This window comes from Natrialba sp. SSL1 (genome assembly GCF_001861355.1).
GTDB lineage: Archaea > Halobacteriota > Halobacteria > Halobacteriales > Natrialbaceae > Natrialba.
This window is the reverse complement of sequence record NZ_MASN01000035.1, coordinates 18,504-38,262: the sequence shown is the minus strand read 5'-3', so window position 1 is coordinate 38,262 and position 19,759 is coordinate 18,504. Positions and strand designations below refer to the sequence as shown.

19 protein-coding genes are annotated in these 19,759 nt (G+C 62.4%); 11 read left to right on the top strand and 8 right to left on the bottom strand.

Going from position 1 to position 19,759, the window contains the following annotated elements; translation table 11 throughout:
* Positions 1-29 precede the first annotated feature (29 nt).
* The 4 genes from BBD46_RS11195 to BBD46_RS11180 all read left to right on the top strand — a co-directional run bounded on the left by BBD46_RS11195 (position 30) and on the right by BBD46_RS11180 (position 6,719).
* On the top strand, positions 30-2,906 hold the full coding sequence (locus BBD46_RS11195; RefSeq protein WP_071401796.1) for a DEAD/DEAH box helicase: 2,877 nt from the start codon (positions 30-32) through the stop codon (positions 2,904-2,906).
* Positions 2,907-2,980: 74 nt separating this feature from the next.
* A complete protein-coding gene (locus tag BBD46_RS11190; protein ID WP_071401795.1) occupies positions 2,981-3,370 on the top strand; it encodes a response regulator in 390 nt (129 codons plus the stop codon).
* Between the two features lie 41 nt (positions 3,371-3,411).
* A complete protein-coding gene (locus BBD46_RS11185) occupies positions 3,412-4,101 on the top strand; it encodes a protein sorting system archaetidylserine decarboxylase (protein WP_071401794.1) in 690 nt (229 codons plus the stop codon).
* A 326-nt stretch (positions 4,102-4,427) separates the two neighbouring features.
* Positions 4,428-6,719, top strand: coding sequence for a catalase (locus tag BBD46_RS11180; protein ID WP_071401793.1), 2,292 nt, complete (start codon positions 4,428-4,430; stop codon positions 6,717-6,719).
* Positions 6,720-6,751: 32 nt separating this feature from the next.
* On the opposite strand, the gene BBD46_RS11175 is transcribed toward BBD46_RS11180, so the two are convergent.
* Complete coding sequence (locus tag BBD46_RS11175) at positions 6,752-8,992, bottom strand: AAA family ATPase (protein ID WP_071401792.1); 2,241 nt, start codon at positions 8,990-8,992, stop codon at positions 6,752-6,754.
* Positions 8,993-9,179: 187 nt separating this feature from the next.
* Between BBD46_RS11175 and BBD46_RS23350 the strand changes: the two genes are divergently transcribed.
* A complete protein-coding gene (locus BBD46_RS23350; RefSeq protein WP_256374977.1) occupies positions 9,180-9,314 on the top strand; it encodes a DUF7128 family protein in 135 nt (44 codons plus the stop codon).
* A 53-nt stretch (positions 9,315-9,367) separates the two neighbouring features.
* Here BBD46_RS23350 and BBD46_RS11170 read toward each other — a convergent pair whose 3' ends face one another.
* The 5 genes from BBD46_RS11170 to BBD46_RS23170 form a co-directional block, all read right to left on the bottom strand.
* Positions 9,368-9,613, bottom strand: coding sequence for a DUF7508 domain-containing protein (locus BBD46_RS11170; RefSeq protein WP_071401791.1), 246 nt, complete (start codon positions 9,611-9,613; stop codon positions 9,368-9,370).
* 1 nt (position 9,614) lies between these two features.
* On the bottom strand, positions 9,615-10,055 hold the full coding sequence (locus BBD46_RS11165; protein ID WP_006654781.1) for a DUF5796 family protein: 441 nt from the start codon (positions 10,053-10,055) through the stop codon (positions 9,615-9,617).
* Between the two features lie 149 nt (positions 10,056-10,204).
* On the bottom strand, positions 10,205-10,597 hold the full coding sequence (locus BBD46_RS11160) for a hypothetical protein (protein ID WP_071401790.1): 393 nt from the start codon (positions 10,595-10,597) through the stop codon (positions 10,205-10,207).
* A 335-nt stretch (positions 10,598-10,932) separates the two neighbouring features.
* Positions 10,933-12,273, bottom strand: a complete 1,341-nt coding sequence (locus BBD46_RS11155; RefSeq protein WP_071401789.1) for an IS200/IS605 family transposase — start codon at positions 12,271-12,273, stop codon at positions 10,933-10,935.
* Between the two features lie 274 nt (positions 12,274-12,547).
* The gene (locus tag BBD46_RS23170) at positions 12,548-12,718 is read right to left on the bottom strand and encodes a DUF6498-containing protein (RefSeq protein WP_253184554.1); all 171 of its coding nucleotides are present in this window, start codon (positions 12,716-12,718) and stop codon (positions 12,548-12,550) included.
* 160 nt (positions 12,719-12,878) lie between these two features.
* Between BBD46_RS23170 and BBD46_RS11150 the strand changes: the two genes are divergently transcribed.
* The 5 genes from BBD46_RS11150 (at position 12,879) to BBD46_RS11130 (ending at position 15,645) form a co-directional block, all read left to right on the top strand.
* Positions 12,879-13,784, top strand: coding sequence for a shikimate kinase (locus BBD46_RS11150; RefSeq protein ID WP_071401788.1), 906 nt, complete (start codon positions 12,879-12,881; stop codon positions 13,782-13,784).
* A 51-nt stretch (positions 13,785-13,835) separates the two neighbouring features.
* The gene (locus BBD46_RS11145; RefSeq protein ID WP_071401787.1) at positions 13,836-14,162 is read left to right on the top strand and encodes a chorismate mutase; all 327 of its coding nucleotides are present in this window, start codon (positions 13,836-13,838) and stop codon (positions 14,160-14,162) included.
* 103 nt (positions 14,163-14,265) lie between these two features.
* Positions 14,266-14,550 (top strand): ribbon-helix-helix domain-containing protein, encoded by a 285-nt coding sequence (locus BBD46_RS11140; RefSeq protein WP_071401786.1) that lies wholly within the window; start codon positions 14,266-14,268, stop codon positions 14,548-14,550.
* Positions 14,543-14,827: a type II toxin-antitoxin system RelE family toxin gene (locus BBD46_RS11135; protein ID WP_071401785.1), complete on the top strand. Its 285-nt coding sequence runs from the start codon at positions 14,543-14,545 to the stop codon at positions 14,825-14,827. Before BBD46_RS11140 ends, BBD46_RS11135 begins: the two co-directional genes overlap by 8 nt.
* Positions 14,828-15,051: 224 nt before the next feature.
* On the top strand, positions 15,052-15,645 hold the full coding sequence (locus BBD46_RS11130; RefSeq protein ID WP_071401784.1) for a flavodoxin domain-containing protein: 594 nt from the start codon (positions 15,052-15,054) through the stop codon (positions 15,643-15,645).
* 169 nt (positions 15,646-15,814) lie between these two features.
* Here BBD46_RS11130 and BBD46_RS11125 read toward each other — a convergent pair whose 3' ends face one another.
* Positions 15,815-16,621: an aminoglycoside N(3)-acetyltransferase gene (locus BBD46_RS11125; protein ID WP_071401783.1), complete on the bottom strand. Its 807-nt coding sequence runs from the start codon at positions 16,619-16,621 to the stop codon at positions 15,815-15,817.
* Between the two features lie 377 nt (positions 16,622-16,998).
* Here BBD46_RS11125 and BBD46_RS11120 point away from each other — a divergent pair, with 377 nt between their 5' ends.
* Positions 16,999-18,027, top strand: coding sequence for an MBL fold metallo-hydrolase (locus BBD46_RS11120; RefSeq protein ID WP_071401782.1), 1,029 nt, complete (start codon positions 16,999-17,001; stop codon positions 18,025-18,027).
* A gap of 45 nt (positions 18,028-18,072) precedes the next feature.
* Here the strand turns inward: BBD46_RS11120 and BBD46_RS11115 are convergent, their stop codons facing one another.
* Positions 18,073-19,653: a class I adenylate-forming enzyme family protein gene (locus BBD46_RS11115; RefSeq protein ID WP_071401781.1), complete on the bottom strand. Its 1,581-nt coding sequence runs from the start codon at positions 19,651-19,653 to the stop codon at positions 18,073-18,075.
* Positions 19,654-19,759: the final 106 nt, after the last annotated feature.

The window sequence follows — 19,759 nt, the reverse complement described above, 5'->3', positions numbered from 1 at the left end:
TATGCATCGCTCGCCCATAGGAACGAGTCATGACTGAGGGGGACGTCGCGGCCTTTTCCCAACTCGGAACGACGGTTCGCGGGGCACTCTCTGAGCGCGGGTTCTCGACGCCGACAGCACCACAGCGGCTGGCGATTCCGCCGCTCGCCGCCGGCGAGAACACGCTCGTCATCGCCCCAACCGGGAGTGGCAAGACCGAGACGGCCATGCTCCCCGTTTTCGACGACCTCGTCGACGAGCGCCCGGAAGGGTTCGGTGCGCTCTACATCACCCCGCTGCGGGCGCTCAACCGCGACATGCTCGACCGACTCGAGTGGTGGGGTGACTTTCTCGACCTCGAGGTCGACGTTCGCCACGGCGACACGACGGACTACCAGCGAAGCAAACAGGCCGAGGACCCGCCTGACGTACTCATCACGACGCCCGAAACCGTTCAGGCGATGCTCACTGGGGATCGACTCCGCGACGCGCTTGCAGACCTCTCGCACGTCGTCATCGACGAGGTGCACGAACTCGCGGCCTCGAAGCGCGGCGCACAGCTTTCGATCGGACTCGAGCGCCTGCGGGATCTGTCCGGTGGCTTCCAGCGGATCGGGCTCTCCGCGACGGTCGGCGATCCGGGCGAAGTCGGCCAGTTCCTCACCGGCGGCCGCCGCTGTGAGATCCGCGAGATTGATGTTGGGAGTAACGTTGACGTGACCGTCCGCAAGCCCGAGATCCAGCCAGAAGACGAGCAACTCGCCGGCCAACTGATGACCGAGGCCGACACGGCGAGCCACGTCCGACTGATTCGGGATCTCGTCGAGGAACACGAATCCACGCTCATCTTCGTCAATACGCGCCAGACAGCAGAAGCACTGGGATCGCGGTTCACCGAACTCGACCTCCCTATCGGCGTCCACCACGGCTCGCTCTCGAAGGAAGCCCGGATCGACGTCGAGGATCGGTTCAAAGCCGGGGAACTCGACGGCCTGCTCTGTACGTCCTCCATGGAACTCGGGATCGACGTGGGCCGTGTCGATCACGTAATCCAGTACAAGAGCCCCCGGCAGGTCGCCCGACTGCTCCAGCGGATCGGCCGCGCGGGCCACCGACGAGACGAGGTCTCGAGTGGGACCGTCGTCACGACCCGGCCGGACGACACCTTCGAGGCGCTGTCGATCGCCCGGCGGGCCCGTGACGGCGAGGTCGAACCGGCCCGAATCCACGAGGGGAGCCTCGACGTAGTCGCGAATCAAATTCCCGGACTCGTCCACAGCCGCGGCTCGGTACACGTCCGGGACGCCTACGAGACGATCAGCCGGGCGTACCCGTTCCGCGACCTCGAACTGGAGACGTTCCGCGAGGTGCTCGGCGAACTCCACCGCAACCGAATCGTCTGGTTCGACGAGGGCGAGGATCGCATCGAAACCTCCGGCGGCACCTGGCAGTACGTCTACGCCAACCTCTCGATGATCCCCGACGAGGAGACCTACGAGGTCCACGACATCGCCTCGAGTTCCCAGATCGGAACCTTAGACGAGCGGTTCGTCGTCAACTTCGCCCAGCCCGGCGAAGTGTTCATCCAGCGCGGCGAGATGTGGCGCATCGCCGAGATCGACGACGACGAGGGCCGCGTGAAGGTCAGCCCGATCGAGGACCCCGCCGGCGAAGTACCTTCCTGGATCGGCCAGGAGATTCCCGTTCCTGCGGCGGTCGCACAGGAGGTCGGTGAAATTCGTGCGGTCGCCGAACCCCAGTTCGAAGCAGGTGCAGATGCGCGTGCTGTCGGTCGCGAACTCTCGGGCCGCTACCCCGGCGACGAGTACACCCTGACCGAGGCCTGCAGGCAACTCGAGTACCAGGTCGATGCTGATGCTGGCGCCGACAGCGATACCGACACCGCAGACTCCTCGCCGATGCCGATGCCCACCGCCGACCGGATCGTCCTCGAGCGACAGGGTCGAACGATCGTTCTCAACGCCTGCTACGGTCACATGGCAAACGAGACGCTCGGTCGCCTCCTTTCGTCGTTACTCGGCCAGCGCGCCGGCTCCTCGGTCGGCCTCGAGACGGACCCGTACCGGATCGAACTCGAGGTACCCACGTCGGTCGCAACGAGCGACGTCCTCGAGGTGATCGAGGAGACGGATCCCGATCACGTTCAGGCGATCATCGAACTCGGGCTCAAGAACTCCGACGCGCTCGCCTTCCGTCTGGCGCAGGTCTCGGCCAAGTTCGGCGCGCTCAAGCGCTGGCAGGGCCAGGGTTCGGGCCGGCTCTCGAACGACCGACTGCTCGCCGCACTCGAGGACACTCCGATGTACGAGGAGGCGATTCGGGAGGTGTTCCACGAGGATCTCGACGTCGAGCGAGCGGCGGCAGTGTTAGAAGGGCTGCAGTCGGGCGGGATCGAACTCGTCACTCACCGCGGACGGACGCCGGTTGGGCAGGGCGGTCGCTCCAGCGGCGGAAAGGAACTGCTCGCGCCGGAGAACGCCGACGCGGGCGTGATCGAGACGGTCAAAGAGCGCCTGCAGGACGACCGCGTCATCCTCCTGTGTACCCACTGCACGGAGTGGAAGGCCCGGACGAAGGTAAAGCGCGTCCAGGAGCAGCCGAAGTGCCCCGAGTGTGGCTCGACGCGCATCGCCTCGCTGAACCCGTGGGCCGACGAGGTCGTCCAGGCGGTCCGTGCGGCAGAGAAGGACGATGAACAGGAGCAGATGACCGAACGCGCGTTTCGGGCCGCGAGCCTCGTCCAGAGCCACGGCAAACAGGCCGTGATCGCGATGGCAGCCCGCGGCGTCGGCCCGCACAACGCCGCCCAGATCATCAACAAGCTTCGGGAGGACGAAACCGAGTTCTACCGGGATATTCTCTCGAAAGAGCGAGAGTACGCTCGGACGCAGGCGTTCTGGGACTGAGCCGAAAGTGTCTGAAAGAAATACTAAATCTGCAAGAAGAATTATTAGACGAACCTGTGTCACAGCTCTAGTAGATGCCATCTCACAGCGTTCTCCTCGTCGAAGACAGCGAGTTCATCACCGAACACGTCAGCACGGCGCTCGAATCTTCACACGGGTTCGAGGTCAACGCCGTGACGACCGGCGAGGCGACGCGAACGGCACTCGCGGACGACGCGCAGTCGTTCGACTGTATCGTCTCGAGTTACGAACTGCCGGACGAGACGGGAATCGACCTGGCAGCCTCCCTGGACGATGCGTCGGTCCCGTTCGTGCTGTTTACGGGGAACCCACTCGAGCCGCTGGTCGACGAGGCGCTGTCGGCCGGCGTTTCCGCGTTCGTGAGCAAGAGCACGCACGCGACGGGTGAGATGAACGTCTTCGCGAACCGGATTCGGCTGGCGATCGAGGCCCACGGCAACTGAGCACCGTAACGACCATACAACTCGCAGGCCTCAGGGATCGTATGAACTTCGCGCCGGGAGCGTGGAAGTACGCGCTCGTTCCCCTTCTCGCCGCACCGTTCGCGTTCATCTTCAGCGTGACGGCGAGTGCCGTCGCGCTCGCCCTCGGCGTCGGGACGCTCGCGTTCTTTCGTGATCCCGAGCGGACGCCGCCGGCATCGGGCGTCGTCGCACCCGCAGACGGCACCGTCTCGGTGCTCCGCGAGGAAGACGGCCGCGTTCGTCTTGGCACCTTCATGAACGTCTGGCACGTCCACGTCGTCCGTGCTCCCTTCGCCGGCACTGTCACCGATGTCGAGCACATCGACGGCACGAACCGTCCCGCCTTCTCCAAGGAATCCGACCGAAACGAGCGAGTGCACGTCGAGTTCGAGACCGGTGGCGATGACGATACCAGCGACACCGACGATACCAGCGAAACCGCTCCGACTACCACTACCACCACGCCGCTCCCTGCAAACAGCCCCGCCACCGTCACCTTCATCGCCGGCGCGTTCGCCCGCCGCATCCACCCCTACTGCGACCCCGGCGACACCCTCGCTCGCGGCGACCGCCTCGGCCACATCGCCTTCGGCAGCCGCGTCGACGTCCTCTTCCCGCCGGACGTCAGTCTCGATGACATCGCCGTCGACCCCGGCGACTCGATGACCGCCGGCGAGACCGTGGTGCTCGAGTCCAACCGACTCGAGTAGCCGAGCCAACCCTCCGAGCCGAAGCCGGCTTGCAACGTAGTGGCTCGGCTTTATTCTATTAGTGCTGGTCGATAGGCAGGAAGCGAGCGACTGGCCGAGACAGTATCGCTTCGCAACCATGGGAGACCCAGTGTGCCCTGTTCCGTTCGACACCGATCCGATACCGTCGCGATGCGCCCCCGCCGGCGGGCACCAGCGATCCAGCGTATTCCCTCGGTACTCGAGTGGGGCGAGCGGTGCTGAGCAAATGGCCGACAGGCAACCTGACGGACACCCGGTGATCGGAACCAGGCGAGACTGGGCTCCGAGACCGAGAGCGAGAATCCATGCCCGACACACCACACGACGATCAGCCGGACAGTGGAACCGAGCGCGAACACACCCAGTCAGACGAACACGAAGAACCGGTCGACGAAGACCGAAGCCCGGTCGCCGACGGCGGCTCGGACTCGAGTACGACCGGCACCAGCGACAGCCAGGACGGTGAGATCGACGAGACCAGCAAACACGACCAGCTCGATGAGGTCCGTGAGAATCCCGAGGGAGAGGAGTTGACGAGCGACCACGGTGTCAAGATCAGCGATACAGATAACTCCCTGAAGGCCGGCGAGCGCGGGCCGACGATCATGGAGGACTTCCACTTCCGGGAGAAGATGACCCAGTTCGACCACGAGTCGATCCCGGAGCGCGTGGTCCACGCCCGCGGGACGGGTGCGCACGGCTACTTTCAGCCCTACGAGGACCCGGACCTCGGCGACGAGTACGACGACATAGAGGAGGTGACGAAGGCGAAGGTGCTGACCAATTCGAATCAGAAAACGCCGGTCTTCGTTCGGTTTTCGACCGTCGTCGGTTCGCGTGGATCGTCTGACACCGTCCGGGACGTCCGCGGCTTCGCGACGAAGTTCTACACGGAAGAGGGCAACTGGGACCTCGTCGGGAACAACATGCCACCGTTCTTCATCCAGGATGCGATGGAGTTCCCAGACCTGGTTCACGCGATCAAACCCGAGCCCGACGATGCGATTCCGCAGGCCTCGGCAGCCCACGACACATTCTGGGACTTCGCCTCTCTCAAACCGGAGATCACGCACATGATCATGTGGGTCCTCTCTGGGCGCGCACTCCCCCGTGCGTACCGCATGATGCAGGGCTTTGGCGTTCACACCTTCCGGCTGGTCAACGACGACGGCGAGTCGGTGTTCGTCAAGTTCCACTGGACGCCGAAACTCGGCACGAACCAGCTCGTCTGGGACGAGACGACGAAGCTCTGGGGGAAGAGTTCGGACTTCAACCGGAAGGGGCTCTACGACGTCATCGAAGAAGGGTACGACCCCGAGTGGGAACTCGGTGTCCAGCTCTTCGACGAGGAACAGGCCGAGGAGTTCGACTTCGACGTTCTCGATCCGACCAAGATCGTCCCCGAGACCGAGGTTCCGGTCCGGCCGATCGGCAAGATGGTTCTGAACGAAACGCCGGACAACTTCTTCGCCGAAACCGAACAGGTCGCGTTCCACCCCGGCAACGTCGTCCCCGGCATCGACTTCTCGAACGACCCGCTCCTGCAGGGTCGGCTGTTCTCCTACCAGGACACCCAGCTCAATCGCTTCGGGAGTGCTAACTGGGACGAGATCCCGATCAACCGACCCGTCGCAGAACGGCACAACAACCAGCGCGCCGGCTTCATGCGCCAGGAAATCAACGAGGGGAAGGCCTCCTACAAGCCGAACTCGATCGGCGACGACGACCCACAGGAGGTTCCCGAGGAAGAAGGCGGCTACGAACACTACGCCGAGAAAATTTCCGGGAAGAAGATTCGCAATCGCAGCGACAGCTTCGAGGACCACTTCACGCAGGCGCGGCTGTTCTGGAACAGCATGTCCGAGCCCGAAAAGCAGAACATCGTCGACGCTGCCCACTTCGAGCTCGGCAAGGTCGATCGCATGGAGATTCGCGAGCGGATGGTCTACGACCTGTTCAACAACGTCGACCACGAGTTCGCGAAGCGGGTCGCCGAAGGGATCGGCGTCGAGCCGCCCGAATCACCCGGCGACGAGATGCCGGACCACGACAGAGAGGACCCGTCGCTGAGCATGGAAAACCGGACCCCGGACACGATCGAGACCCGCAAGATCGCAATGCTGATCGACGACGGCTTCGACGACGACCACGTCTCGGAGCTTCGATCTGCGCTGGAAGACGAGGGCGCTCGCGTGAAGATCGTCTCGAAACTCCTCGGCGAGAAGTCAGGGACTAACGGTGAGACGGTCGAGGCTGACAAACACCACGTCGCGGCGGCCTCGGTCTCGTTCGATGCGGTCCTCGTTCCCGGCGGCAGCCAGAGCGTCGACGCAATGAGCCAGCAGGGTGATCCGAAGCACTTCGTCGCCGAGGCGTTCAAACACTACAAGCCAATCGGTGCAGTCGGCGAGGGGACAGAGCTGTTCGAGGCGGTCGACCTGCCGGGCACCGACATCGCCGACGATGGCGACCTCGTCTCGGACACCGGCGTCGTCACCTGTCGCAACGACGACTTAGACGAGTTCGTCGAGGAGTTCGTCGACGCGGTCGCCCAGCACCGCCACTGGGACCGGGACCCGTCGGAAGTCCCAGCATAAAAATAGAGGGGGACGGCGACTCGCCAGCAGTACTAGACGTCCACGTCCTCGCGGGCCGCCTCGAGATGCCGACGCTCGACGACGACCTGCTCTGCCCGCTCGTTCGCTTCCTCGGGACTGTACTCGTCTGCCACCTCGCGGATCGCCTTCATCGAGGCGTCTCTGACGAGCGCCTCCAGATCCGCGCCGGTGTAGCCCTCGAGTTCACCTGCAAGTTCCTCGAGATCCACATCGTCGCCCAGCGGCTTGCCGCGGCTGTGGACCTCGAGGATCTTCTCGCGGGCCGCGCGGTCGGGTTCGCCGACGTAGACGTGGGTGTCGAGCCGGCCCGGCCGCAACAGAGCAGGGTCGATCTGGTCCTTGCGGTTAGTCGCCGCGAGCACGACGAGGTTCGGATTCTCGCGCATGCCGTCGAGTTCGGTGAGCAACTGGCTCACGACCCGTTCGGTTACCTCGTGTCCCTCGCCGCGGGCGGCGGTGATGGCGTCGATTTCGTCGAAGAAGACGATCGAGGGGGCGGCCTGGCGGGCGCGCTCGAACACCTTCCGGATAGCTTTCTCGCTCTCGCCGACGTAGCGGTCGACGATTTCGGGGCCGTCGACTCGGACGAAGTTAACATCCGTCTCGCCGGCCAGCGCGCGGGCGAGCAGCGTCTTCCCGGTGCCGGGCGGGCCGTGCAGCAGAACACCCGATGGCGGCTCGGTGTTGGTCTCCTCGAAGAGTTTGTCGTAGGTCAGCGGCCACTCGACGGATTCCCGAAGCGTCTGCTTTGCGGTCTCGAGGCCGCCAACGTTCCCGAAGTCCGTATCGGGCGACTCGGCGACGTACTCGCGCATCGCCGAGGGCTCGACTGATGCCAGCGCCTCGTCGAAGTGGCGCTTCTTCACCGTGGGGTTCTGGTTCCACGTCGCGAGTTCGTCTTCGTCGGCCGGCCGACTCCGAATCGCGGCCATCGCAGCTTCGCTCGCGACGGCGTCGAGGTCCGCCCCGACGAAGCCGTGCGTTCGCCGCGCAAGCGCGTCCACGCTGACGTCCTCCGCGAGCGGCATTCCACGGGTGTGAACCTCGAGAATCTCCTTCCGGCCCGTCTCGTCGGGAACGCCGATCTGAATTTCGCGGTCGAAGCGACCGCCACGCCGGAGTGCAGGGTCGATGCTGTCGACGCGGTTCGTCGCGCCGATGACGATCACCTCGCCGCGAGCGTCGAGCCCGTCCATCAGCGTCAGCAACTGGCCGACGATCCGGTTTTCAGCGTCGCCATCGTCGTCTCGCGTCCCCGCGATAGAGTCGATTTCGTCGAAGAAGATGATCGTCGGGGCGTCCTCCTTCGCTGCTTCGAAGGTCTGGCGAAGTTGCTCCTCCGACTCGCCCTTGTACTTCGACATGATCTCCGGCCCGGAAATCGTCACGAAGTGTGCATCCACCTCGTTCGCGACCGCACGAGCGATCAGCGTCTTCCCGGTGCCGGGCGGGCCGTAGAGGAGCACACCGGAAGGCGGCTCGACGCCGAGACGCTGGAACAACTCCGGCTCTGAAAGCGGCAACTCGATCATCTCGCGGACCAACTCGAGTTCCTCGTCGAGCCCACCGATGTCCTCGTAGGTGACGCCGGAAGGGGTACTCGAGTCGGCGCTGGTCTCGACGGGTCCGTCTGTCCCTTCTGGTGCCGTCGTACTCGAGTCGGCTGCCGATTCGGTGTCGCTTGCACTCGTCCCGGACGAAGTGCTGGCTTGACTCGTGCTGGCAGTACCGGACTGGCCAGCGATGCGGACTGTCGTGGAACTCGTGATCCGAACGTCGCCGCCCGGTGTCGTGTCGACGACGGTGAACGGCTCCTGATCGACGCCTTCGACGCGGATCTGTTCGCCGGTGCGAACCGGGCGATTTCGCAGGGTCTTGGCGGCTTCGTGCTCGGCGACCTGGCGCTGACTGGTGGTGAGTCCCGGCGGCGCAGTCAGCGTCACGCGTTCGGCGTCGCGAATCGCGGACTTGTCTGTCGTGCGGACGGTGACCGTATCGCCGACGTGGACGCCCGCGTTGGCGCGGGTGTCGCCGTCGATCTGGATCGCGCGTTCGGGTATCGACGGGTCGGCGGGCCACATCTTCGCGACGGTCGTCTTGCCGTTCTCGCCCTCGATGACGATCGTATCGCCGCTCAGGACGCCCAACTGTCGGCGGGCCATCTCGGGGATGCGGGCGACGCCGCGGCCAGCGTCGCGCTTCTCGGCTGCTCGTACCGACAGCGTGATGCCGTCGGAATCCGACCCACTCATACCCGGTTCTTTTCGCTGGGAGGTCTTGAGAATTGCCCACTTCCGGAGCCAAACGCGACTGCGGGTGAGTGGAGACGAGTCAAGTCGGGTCACGTCGCGGCGGATCGAACTGCACCCCCGGCACAGAGTGGCCCGCAACCAAGCCTGCCGGAGAAACGCATTTGGGCGTCGCTGTTGGAACTCCGATATGGTGGTCCAGACCGAACGGGACGACGCCACCTGGTACGAATGTGAGACCTGCGGCCTGCTCTTCGACGAGAAGGGAGACGCCGCAGAGCACGAAAAACGGTGTGACGGAGCGGATCCGTCCTACATCCAGTGAGGACAACGAGAGACCACAGCTACAACGACAACGGACAACGAACAACGAACAGCCTACTCGAGTCGGTCCCGATGCTCGTCGGCAAGCTCCCCAGCCCGGTCCAGCGTGTGCGTTTCGGTCCAGCGGACGCGTTCGCCGTCGCCGTAGGCGAGTACAGTCTTGAGTTCGTCGCGAAGGACGCCGTGGTCGATCGACAGCACGGTTCCTGACTCGTCGCCGAGTTCGTAGACGCCGGGACGATTCGGTGCGCTGGCGACGGCGTCGCGGTCGAGCGGCCGCCAGGGTTTCTGGAGTGGCATCTTAGCTGTCGGTCTCCGAGTCGGCGACGAGTTCGTAGGCGTGCTCGCTCATCTCGTCTTCGGCGAAGACGAACACTCGCCCGTCGACGAGCGAGAGGTCCGCATCGACACGGATCGAGTAGGCCTCGGTCGTGACCGTCACGCCCGGGAACAGCACTTCCTCGTCGTCGTCGCTGAGCATGACGCGGCCGACGCCAGTTCCCTCGAGGATGTCGTCGTGCGTGTCCCGGTCGTTGACGTAGGTCATGACACCCTCGACGCCGTCGGGGTCAGTGACGAGGACGTGGACGTCCTTGCCCGGCGGCGTCTTGATCGACTCCGCGACGGGTTCCGGCGGCCCGTGGTAGAAGACCTCCCGACCGTCGAGATACTGGACGACGATGCCACCATCGACGAGGTCGACGGTGATCGTACTCGGGGCGACGTTGCTGCGCGCGCTCATTAGTCGGCCGTTCGGTCGGCGGTGGGAAAAGCAGTGCGTTCTCGGCGGTCGCCTTTCGGTGTGTTGTCTCTCCTCTTATTCTGTCGTGTCGTCTCTCGTGTATTGCAACCACCGGAGCGGGATCGATACCGATGCGACGTCGGACACCATCACAACTCTCGCGGGTCGAACGGCACGAACCAACTCGAGAAGCCGCTCGGATCGTCTGTGAGTGCTGCCTGAAACTGCGACCACTCGACGACGAGTTTTCCGAACACGACGAGCAACACAACGTACAGGTCGGTCGTGTCCGTCGCCGGCACAACACCGGTGAATTCACGCAGGAGATTCAGTGTCAGGAAAAAGAGAATCCACCCGACCAGGGTGAGCAGCGAGAAAAAGCCAATCGCGAAGATGATGATTCGACAGGAGATCTCGAGTACCATGTGTGAAGACAGTTCCTCGTACTGGTTTGTTCCGAAGTAGTTGCGGCGAAGTTCGAGAAGATGTGAGCCGATGATCGCGACAGTAACGGCGAGTAGTGAGGGCGATACCTTCGACATCACGGTGGTATGCAATCCAAATACGACAACTGGCAGGAGAAGAAAGCTAAGCCCCCAGATAAGCGATAGAGCGACAATCCTTACATTTCGTAGATAGATTGGCGGGAGTCGATCACGCAACTGAATCGTGGCAGGATCGTCGCTCCACTTCGACTCACACAGTTCCGTTCCCTCACTGACGCCAGGGAGGAAGAGACGCCGGTGTTCCAGGATTATTCATTGACGAGCAAACAGTGCTGCGACGCCGTATACCAGCAGCATGACGACGACCTCGAGCCAATGACATCCTCCGCGCCGTGAACGGTACGGTTTCCTCCATGGGAGCCTCAGTCGGTCTAAGACTCGCCGGAAGCAATATTCCCGCCGTTGCCAGCGGTACTCGGGTCTGTGCGCTGTTCGTTGGGACGGTGAGAGCGTGGTGACTCCGACCATTCGTGGTCGTCCCACTGGAACCGCACGGGCCGTGCCATCGGCCTGACTGCGTTGTTCGCGTGCCGCTTCAGGAACGTTTCTGAGGCTGTGAGGTCGGCGTGCCCCTCGAATCCACACGGGCAGATCAGTGTGTCCTGATGCCGTGTTGTTCGGTCTGTCGAACTGCACTGTGGGCACTCCTGACTGGTCCACACTTCCGACCGGACCTCGACCGAGATACCGTACTCCTCAGCGGTACACGCCAGCCGTTCGGTGAATTGCTTGAACGCCCAGAAGTTGTGAGTCTTGGCGTTCGTCTCGACTAACCAGTGGGTCTCGAGGATGTCAGTCAGGCCACCGATGTACACGGTATCAACGCCTTCGGCGTACAGTCGTTCCAGCAGGTCACGACACAGTGCCTCTTGTGCGTGGTCGCGTCGACGAGTCCGTCTCCGGTACAGTCGCCGGATGCGCTCGCTACTGTACCGACCATCCTCAAGTTTCGACTGTAACCGGCCGATCTCGCGTGTCGTCTCACGGAACCGCTGGAACAACTCTCGGCCTTCGTAGAGGTATTGCTCTCCGGACGTCGTGGTACAGGCGACGAGATTGTTGGCACCGATATCCAGAGCGGCCGTTTCATCGGCCAGTGGAGTTGCCTGCTCGTCTGAAGAAACAGTCACAGGCTGCGAAGCTCGGAAGGTGCTGTCTGTCTCGTCGTACCACAGGTCTAACCGGCCCTGCTTCTCGTAGTCGGGCCAGTTCGGTTCGCCAGCGATCTCGAGCCGGAGTCGTCCAGTGTGGTTGTATCGCTCTTTCAACTCGCTCCCAACAAGTACCTCCAATCGGGAGCGGTCGCCCCATTCGACGGTGTACGACGTGTTGCGAATGACGGTGTGGAGTTTGCGCCCGTCGTCCTGGTTTCCCCAGAACCCCGTCGGCTCCGGGTGTTCTGTCACTGACTGGTTTTCAGGGACGTGATACGCTTCTTTGAGCTCGAAAAACCCGCGCCACGCTTCTGAGTTCTTCCGAATCACCTGTTGGGCGGTCGACGCGCCGACGATACCTTTGTACTTACCCTCGAGTCGGCCGGTATCAGCGTCCCACACGTCCTCGTCCTCGAAGCCATCTTCGTCGTTGTACCGCATGAGGCGCTGATAGTTGACTTCGTTCCAGAGAGCGGCGGAAGCGTCCAACAGGTCCCGTAGCAGTTGCTCTCCATTATCAGAGAGCGGTCGCACGGTGAATGTGTTGGTACGCTTCATCTAAAGTATAATGGGTCCCAATGTCTAATAAGTCCAATGATGAGGCCGAACATCGACATTGACTGGGCGATCCACGGACGAATTAAAGACTACGCAGAAGCGAACGACCTGAATCTCTCGGAGGCCTATGCAGAGGTGTTAGAAGCAAGTCTGGAAGCGTTGGAGACTCAAGACCAGCAGTAACCCGGTAATTTCTCACCGGAGCTTACGCGATTCACGCCCATTCTCAGAACGCTTCGCGTTCTGATGTGTGAACGAGACGCTTTGCGTCTCGTCAACGCCATGAACTGCGGGACTCTCTCGCTGTAGAAAGGTAGATCACCACTACCTCGCTGGCGCGCCAGTCGAACCAGACGATGCCGACAACTGGAAGCAGGTTCGCCAGGAGAATCGGGACGAATCTGCTGGCGGGCGACTGGACGGTCGATCGCTGGCCGACAGCCATCGACGCACCAGTTCGAGAGTGTCCACTAAGCCCTGTCTCTTCTCACCGATGTCGACTCTGCGCGGAACGTGTTCGGCCGTTCGTTGGACGCCGTTTGACTGCTCCGAGAAGAGTTGTCAGAACCGCCAGCCGTAAATACACTCTCTGTGAGTGTGTTCGTATGGATGGTCGCGCCGTCGCACCCGCAGCCGGAACCGTTCTCAACGCGCTTGCGACGGGAACCGGTTCGGCGTTCGCGATCGATCTCGAGACGACTGCAACGGTCGAACTCGATGAGAGTGGTTCCGCCACTGGCGAAGTCGATGGCCACCCTGACGCCGACACCGACCTCATCGAACGCTGTGTCGAACTCGTAATTTCGGAGTTCGCTGCCGACGCCGGACTCGATCCGGACACTCTCGGTGGTCGCGTCCGAACCGAAAGTGAGGTTCCACTAGCTGCTGGCCTGAAGAGTTCGAGCGCCGCCGCCAATGCGACGGTGCTCGCGACGCTGGACGCGCTTGGCGTCCGCGACGCCGTCGACCGAATCGACGCCTGCCGACTCGGCGTCCGCGCCGCCCGCGAAGCCGGCGTCACCGCCACCGGCGCGTTCGACGACGCCAGCGCCAGCATGCTCGGCGGCGTGACGATCACCGACAACACGAGCGACGAACTACTCGCCCGCGACACGTTCGACACGGACCAGCAAGCACTCGTCTACACCCCACCAGAACAGGCCTTCAGCGCCGACGCCGACATCGGCGCCTGCAAGCGCATCGCACCGATGGCACACCTGGTTGAAGAGCTCGCACGAGACGGTCGGTACGGCGAGGCGATGACCGTCAACGGATTTGCGTTCTGCGGGGTACTCGAGTTCCCGACGGGGCCGATGGTCGAGGCACTCCCGGATGTGGAGGGTGTGTCGCTGTCGGGGACGGGGCCGAGTTACGTCGCGATTGGCGAGCGCGAGTCACTCGAAGCTGTCCGCGAACGGTGGAACGAGCGTGACGGGACGACACGGATTTTGCAGTTGCGGACGGATGGAACACGTGTGCAAGACACGACCCAGAGCGGTGAGGAGAGATGAACTGGCGAGAGGGAGTAGTGACGAGAGTTACCGACTGAAAGACGAGATAGCATGACTCGAAACACAGCCACAGACAGCGGATCTGAGACGGAGAAACGGACACCGGAGGAGATGGATCTCGAAGAACTCCGGGAAGAAATTCAGACGATTGATCGAGAGATTGTCGAGTTGATCGCCCAGCGCACCTACGTCGCGGATACAATTGCGGCGGTCAAAGACGAGAAAGATTTGCCGACGACTGACGAGAAACAGGAAGAGCAGGTGATGGACCGGGCGGGTCGAAACGCAGAGCAGTTCGATGTGGATGCGAATCTCGTGAAGGCGATCTTCCGGCTCTTGATCGAGTTGAACAAAGTAGAGCAACGTGAGAATCGGTAGCAAACGACACCAATTTCATGTATCGGCTACTGTTTCTCCTCGTGAATAGCTTCAGCGTTCGGACGCCGAAACACCTACAGTAACACGCAGGTAATACAGGCGTATGTCCGAAGCGGCCACAAACAACGGCGACGATGAGATCGTCACGGTGAACTTCAAAGTCACACGGTCGTTTCTCAACGAGATTGAAGACACGTGGCAAGGACGAGGATTCAACAGCCGGAGCGAATTTATTCGGTATACCTTACGCGATGCCGTCGAACACCCCACGTTCGACCGCGATGAGCTCGTCGCACTCCTCCACGCTGAAGAGGACGTTCGTGAAGAACAGACGATGAGTGCCGAAGAAGCGCGCGAACGATTCGGTACTGACGACACGGATGAGTGACGACGGGTGGGCGTGGGAACTCGCATTGAACGCACAGGACGACCTCAATGGGCTCAATCCGGACGAGCAGCAACAAATCATCGATAAACTCGACAAAATCGTCGATTCTCCGTGGCGCGACCCACCGGACTATGGCGAACCACTCCAGAACAGTCCACGCCGTAAGGTGCGTATCGGCGGGTTCCGTCTTGCGGTCACCTTTCACAAAGGCGACCATCGAATGGTCGTTGCTCGAATCAAACGTCGTGGTGGCGCGTATACCGCTGACGACGACTGAATAAACATCCCAGAACCGGCAAGGTAGACAAACTCTGTAACATCAGTCCGCAACCTGAACAAGGTCGAGCAGCGTAAAAATCGGTACCAGTCGCCAGAGATATTTCGTAGCGTTCAGCAGCCGATTTTTGGATGGGACTCTCCCTGTTGTCTGCTTGAACAAGGGAGGGCAGATACGTCGGTCCTTTATCCGCGTGGACATCGTACGAGAATCGATCGTCACACATGCTATCGTTCCTCATTTACTACGGCACTGGAGAGGGTCAGACGGCCACTGTTGCCGACCGCATCGCAGACGTGCTTCGCAACCGCGGTCACGGTGCGACTACGGTTGACGCTGCGGTTGGGCTAGGAGACCACGATCTCGAGTCGTTCGACGCCGTTCTCGTTGGGGCATCGGTCCACATGGGAACGCACCAATCGACGGTGAGTGAGTTCGTGCGGACCGAACGCGAGTCGCTGGCATCGCGACCGACCGCGTTCTTCCAACTCTCGCTCGCGTCAGCCGTCGACGACGAGTCAGCACGGGCGGACGCAGCGGAGTACGTCGACGAGTTCCTCGAGCAGACCGACTGGCAGCCGGACCGAATCGGACTCTTCGGCGGCGCACTTCGGTACTCGAAGTACGGCTTCCTCAAACGGCTCGTGATGAAACGAATCGCGAAGGGAGCGACCGGCGATAGCGACACGTCCCAGGATTACGAGTACACGGACTGGCACGAGGTCGAGGCGTTCACCGCCGACTTCGCTGCGTTCGTCGAGGGGCGGCTCGATGCACCGCCAGACACTGATTGGACCCAGGACCAGAACCCAGCGTAGCACAGCAGATGACTGGAACTCCACTTACGAGGACACCCCGAAATCAGCGTACTCGAGTACCAATCAACACTCTGGGAAGTGGTGAACGTAATCGTACTTGGGATTAGAGTCAGGGGCGAGAACGGGTCGAGATCGAGATCGGTTCGGAATCGAAATCAACGGACACGACTCACCGGTTCGCTTCGAACCACTTCGTCGCGAAGTCGACGAGCGCCGACTGCTCGAGGAGGGTCGCCGTCGCAGCGCCAACGGTACCTTCGCGATAATCGTGCTGGTCTTCGAACGCGGCGCCGACCTCCGGGAAGTCGTCGGTCGACGTCTCGAACTCCTCGAGTTCTCGCAGGACTCGGTCGCCGTCCTCGAGGACCGGCACGGTCGTCGTCGTCGTTCCGAGATCGAGATCGGCGCGGTACTCGGCCAGATGCAGCGACGTATTGGTGCTGTAGTCGGTCCCGAGCATGAGTACGTCACCGTCTTGCTCGTAGACGGACGCGAGTGGGGACTCCTCGCCGAGCCCGTGGTCGAGCGGATGGTCGGCGACAATTTCCTCGGCCTCCGCGCCCCACGCTGCGACCGAATAGATCGGGTGTGAACTCCGGACGACGTCGGGGTAGGTTCGGAAACACTCCGGAATCGCACCCATGCCTCGCGTCGGTGTCGCGGCTGGCCGAAATGCGGGTCGCTCTGTCCGGATCGTCTCGACCCAGTCCGACGGAACGGGTGGGTTCGACCAGACGGATGGATCGGAGTACTGTGCGGTGTGCGTCGGCATCACGAGGGTCCCCTCAGGTGTAACGGCCTTCTGGAGCGCTTCGACGACCGCCTGGGCGTCGCCTGCGACCCAGCCTAGCGACGAAAGCGAGGAGTGAACGAGGAGGGTCTGTCCCGGCTCTATGCCAAGATAGCGCAGATCTTCAGTTAGCGACGAGATCGTACACGGCTCCTGCACGCGGTCGACGGCGTCTGCTTCGCCCATAGCTGTCACTGGAAGGCAGTGGTTGTAATTTCTCCGATTGCATTCCGGAACGAAAGAAGGATTATTTTCCTCGTGATCGCTCGAAATAGCCAGTATACAGAAATGAGATGAAAATTGAGATGCAGGATGATACCGTTGGGATAGAGACTTACTGCCACGAACGTGAGTTATCGAAACCAATGTTTCTGGATTACACGTGGCGATTTAGTCCACATCGTCGTCATGACTACACCTTCTTCGACGGATAGAACAGATGCTTACACCACACATTATTGACTATTCGGACTAAGTATATTCTAACCGTCGTTTTTAATGACGACTGTTCACACTCGCCGTAAGACCGACATTTAAATAATGAGACGCCGTCGTCTGCGACGATGGAGACGACGGACGAGCGCTCGCCATCCCAGCGTGGCGAGCGCGTCGAGCGACTCGAGTTCAGCGTCGAGTGGCCACCGAATCACGCCGCCGCGTATCTTATCGAGGGGCCAACAGAGGAACGGGTGCTCGTCGATGCGGGACCACCCGGCGAGCAGGCAACGGAAACGATGCGGACCCAACTGGACGGGCTCGGCGTCGACCTCGAAGCAATCGACGCGGCCGTTATCACGCACCCCCACAGCGACCACATCGGACAGGTGCCGGCGCTGCGCGCGGCTAATGTGACTGTCTACGCGCCCGAACCCGCGCTCGAGCAGGTCCGACGCGACGAGGACGACCTCGCGGCGCGCGTCCGTGAGACGACACGCTCTGCGGGCTACGAGGACGAGGCACTCGAGCGTGAGGTCGAGCGCGCGCGGCACTCGCTCGAGCGCAACCGACGGCTGCTCGACCCTGACGATGCGATCGGGTTCTCGTTCAACGACTCGTTTCGGGTGGGTGCACTCGAGTTCGAGCCGATTCACACGCCAGGTCATCAGGTGCACCACGCGAGTCTCGCAACGAGCATTGGCAGCGAACGGGTGCTGTTCAGCGGCGACGCGCTCATCGAGTCGTTTCGGGCGGGTGCGCTACACGTTGGCCTCGACGACGGAGCGTACGAGGCGGTCGAGGCGGTCGATGCGGGACTGGAACGACTCGAAGACGAAACTGCCGCACGCCCGTTCGAGCGGGTCTGTCCGGGCCACGGGCCGGTCTTCACCGACGCCGCGGGAGCGCTCGCGGACACGCGGGCTGCTCTCGACTCGCTACTCGAGTCCAGACGTGACGCTGTCGCGACCGTCGGGCCGGCGACGCCACTCGAGATTACGGAACATCTCTACGGCGACCTGCAGTATCCGGCGCAGTTGCTCGACACGCTCGGTGCGCTCGGGACACTCGCGGAGCGAGGCGAAGTGGCGTTCGACTGGCGCGATGGCGTGCGGTACTATCGGACGGCGGACGGGTCCGCTGTGCTGGATCAGTAATAGAGGTGTCCTACTGATGGGACGGGGACAGGAACGGTAGTGACGCTATTCCAGTTTCTCGGGCTCCTCAGACCGCTCCTCTAGCTTGTACTTCTGTATCTTCCCCGAGGTCGTCCGCGGCAGTTCGTCGATGAACTCGACCTCGCGCGGGTGTTTGTAGGCCGCGACGTTGTCGAGGAAAAACTGCGTGATTTCCTCCTCGGTGACGTCGACGCCGGGTTCTACGTCGGGCGTCGGCACGACGAACGCCTTCGGGACCTCGTTGCGGCGCTCGTCCGGGATGCCGACGACGGCGCCCTCCGCCACGGCCTCGTGTTCGGAGAGGAGTTCCTCGAGTTCGCTCGGATAGACGTTGTAGCCCGCGGTGACGATGACGTGTTTCTTCCGGTCGACGATCTCGTAGTAGTTCTCCGCGTCGCGCCGGGCGATGTCGCCGGTCCGGAAGTAGCCGTCGTCGGTGAAGGCGGCCTCGGTCGCCTCCGGACGGTTGTGGTAGCCCTTCATGACCTGCGGGCCGCGCACGAGCAGTTCGCCCTCCTCGCCCGGTGGAACTTCCTCGTCGCTGCTGTCGACGACCTTACAGTCAGTCATCCGGAGCGGCTGGCCGATCGTGCCGTGGCGCAAGCCGAACGTCGAGTTCGACTGCGTGTGGGTCGCGCCGTGAGTTTCAGTGAGCCCGTACCCTTCCTGCATGTCGACGCCCGCGACCGATTCGAACTCCTTCTGGACGGCGACGGACATCTTCGCGCCGCCCTCGCCGGCCATCTCGAGTGTGGTCAGGTCGTAGTCGCCGAACTCGTCGCTGTTGACGATGTCGACGTACATCGCGGTGACGCCGACGAAGTGGGTGATGGCTTCCTCCTCGATGAGGCCCATCGCTGTCTCGCCGTCCCAGTTCGCGGCGCTCCGGAGGAAGACGCGCCCGCCCTGAATCAACGGCTGCCAGGCAGTGTGCGTAAAGCCGGTGATGTGATACAGCGGGAGCCAGACGAGACTGCGAACCTCCTCGGGTTCGAGGGCGCTCTCCTGGGAAAGCGTCGCGAACATCTGTGCCCGAAAGTTTCGATGGGTCGTCTCGACACCCTTTGGCTTCCCCGTCGTTCCCGACGTGTACGGCAACAGCGCGACGTCGTCGTCCGCCCGCTCGACGAACGTCTCCTCGCCGCGAACGGATTCGAACGCGTGGACGTCATCGTCGGTACTCGCGACGCTGATGACGGTCGGATCGGTGTCTGCGTCCTCGAGTCCCTCCCGGAGATGCGGGAGGAGCGCGGCGTGGGTCAGGACCGCCGTCGCATCGGTGTCCTCGAGTTGGTAGGCGAGTTCGCGCCGGCGGTACTGCGGGTTGACCGGTGAGACGGCGACACCCGCCTTGAACGCGCCGAGCGAGCCGATCAGGTAGGCAGGACAGTTCGGCAGGTAGAGCAACATGGCGTCACCGGGCTCGATTCCCAGGTCGGCGAGACCGCCGGCGAACCGGGCGCTCTCCGCGCGGATTTCTTCGTGTGTGTGCTCTATTCCGTGGTACTCGATCGCGACCGCGTCGCCGTGGTGGCGTGCCGTCTCGTCGTGCAACCGCGCGGCGTTGCCCTCTCTGGCCGCGTCACTGATGTCGTCTATGTCCATGCACCTGTATATCATACACCACTATTAAAACGTATCCCGATCCGACACGTCGGGTAGGAGCTTTACATTGGTTTCCGGTGTTCGGGTATAGTTTTACAGTGGTGTG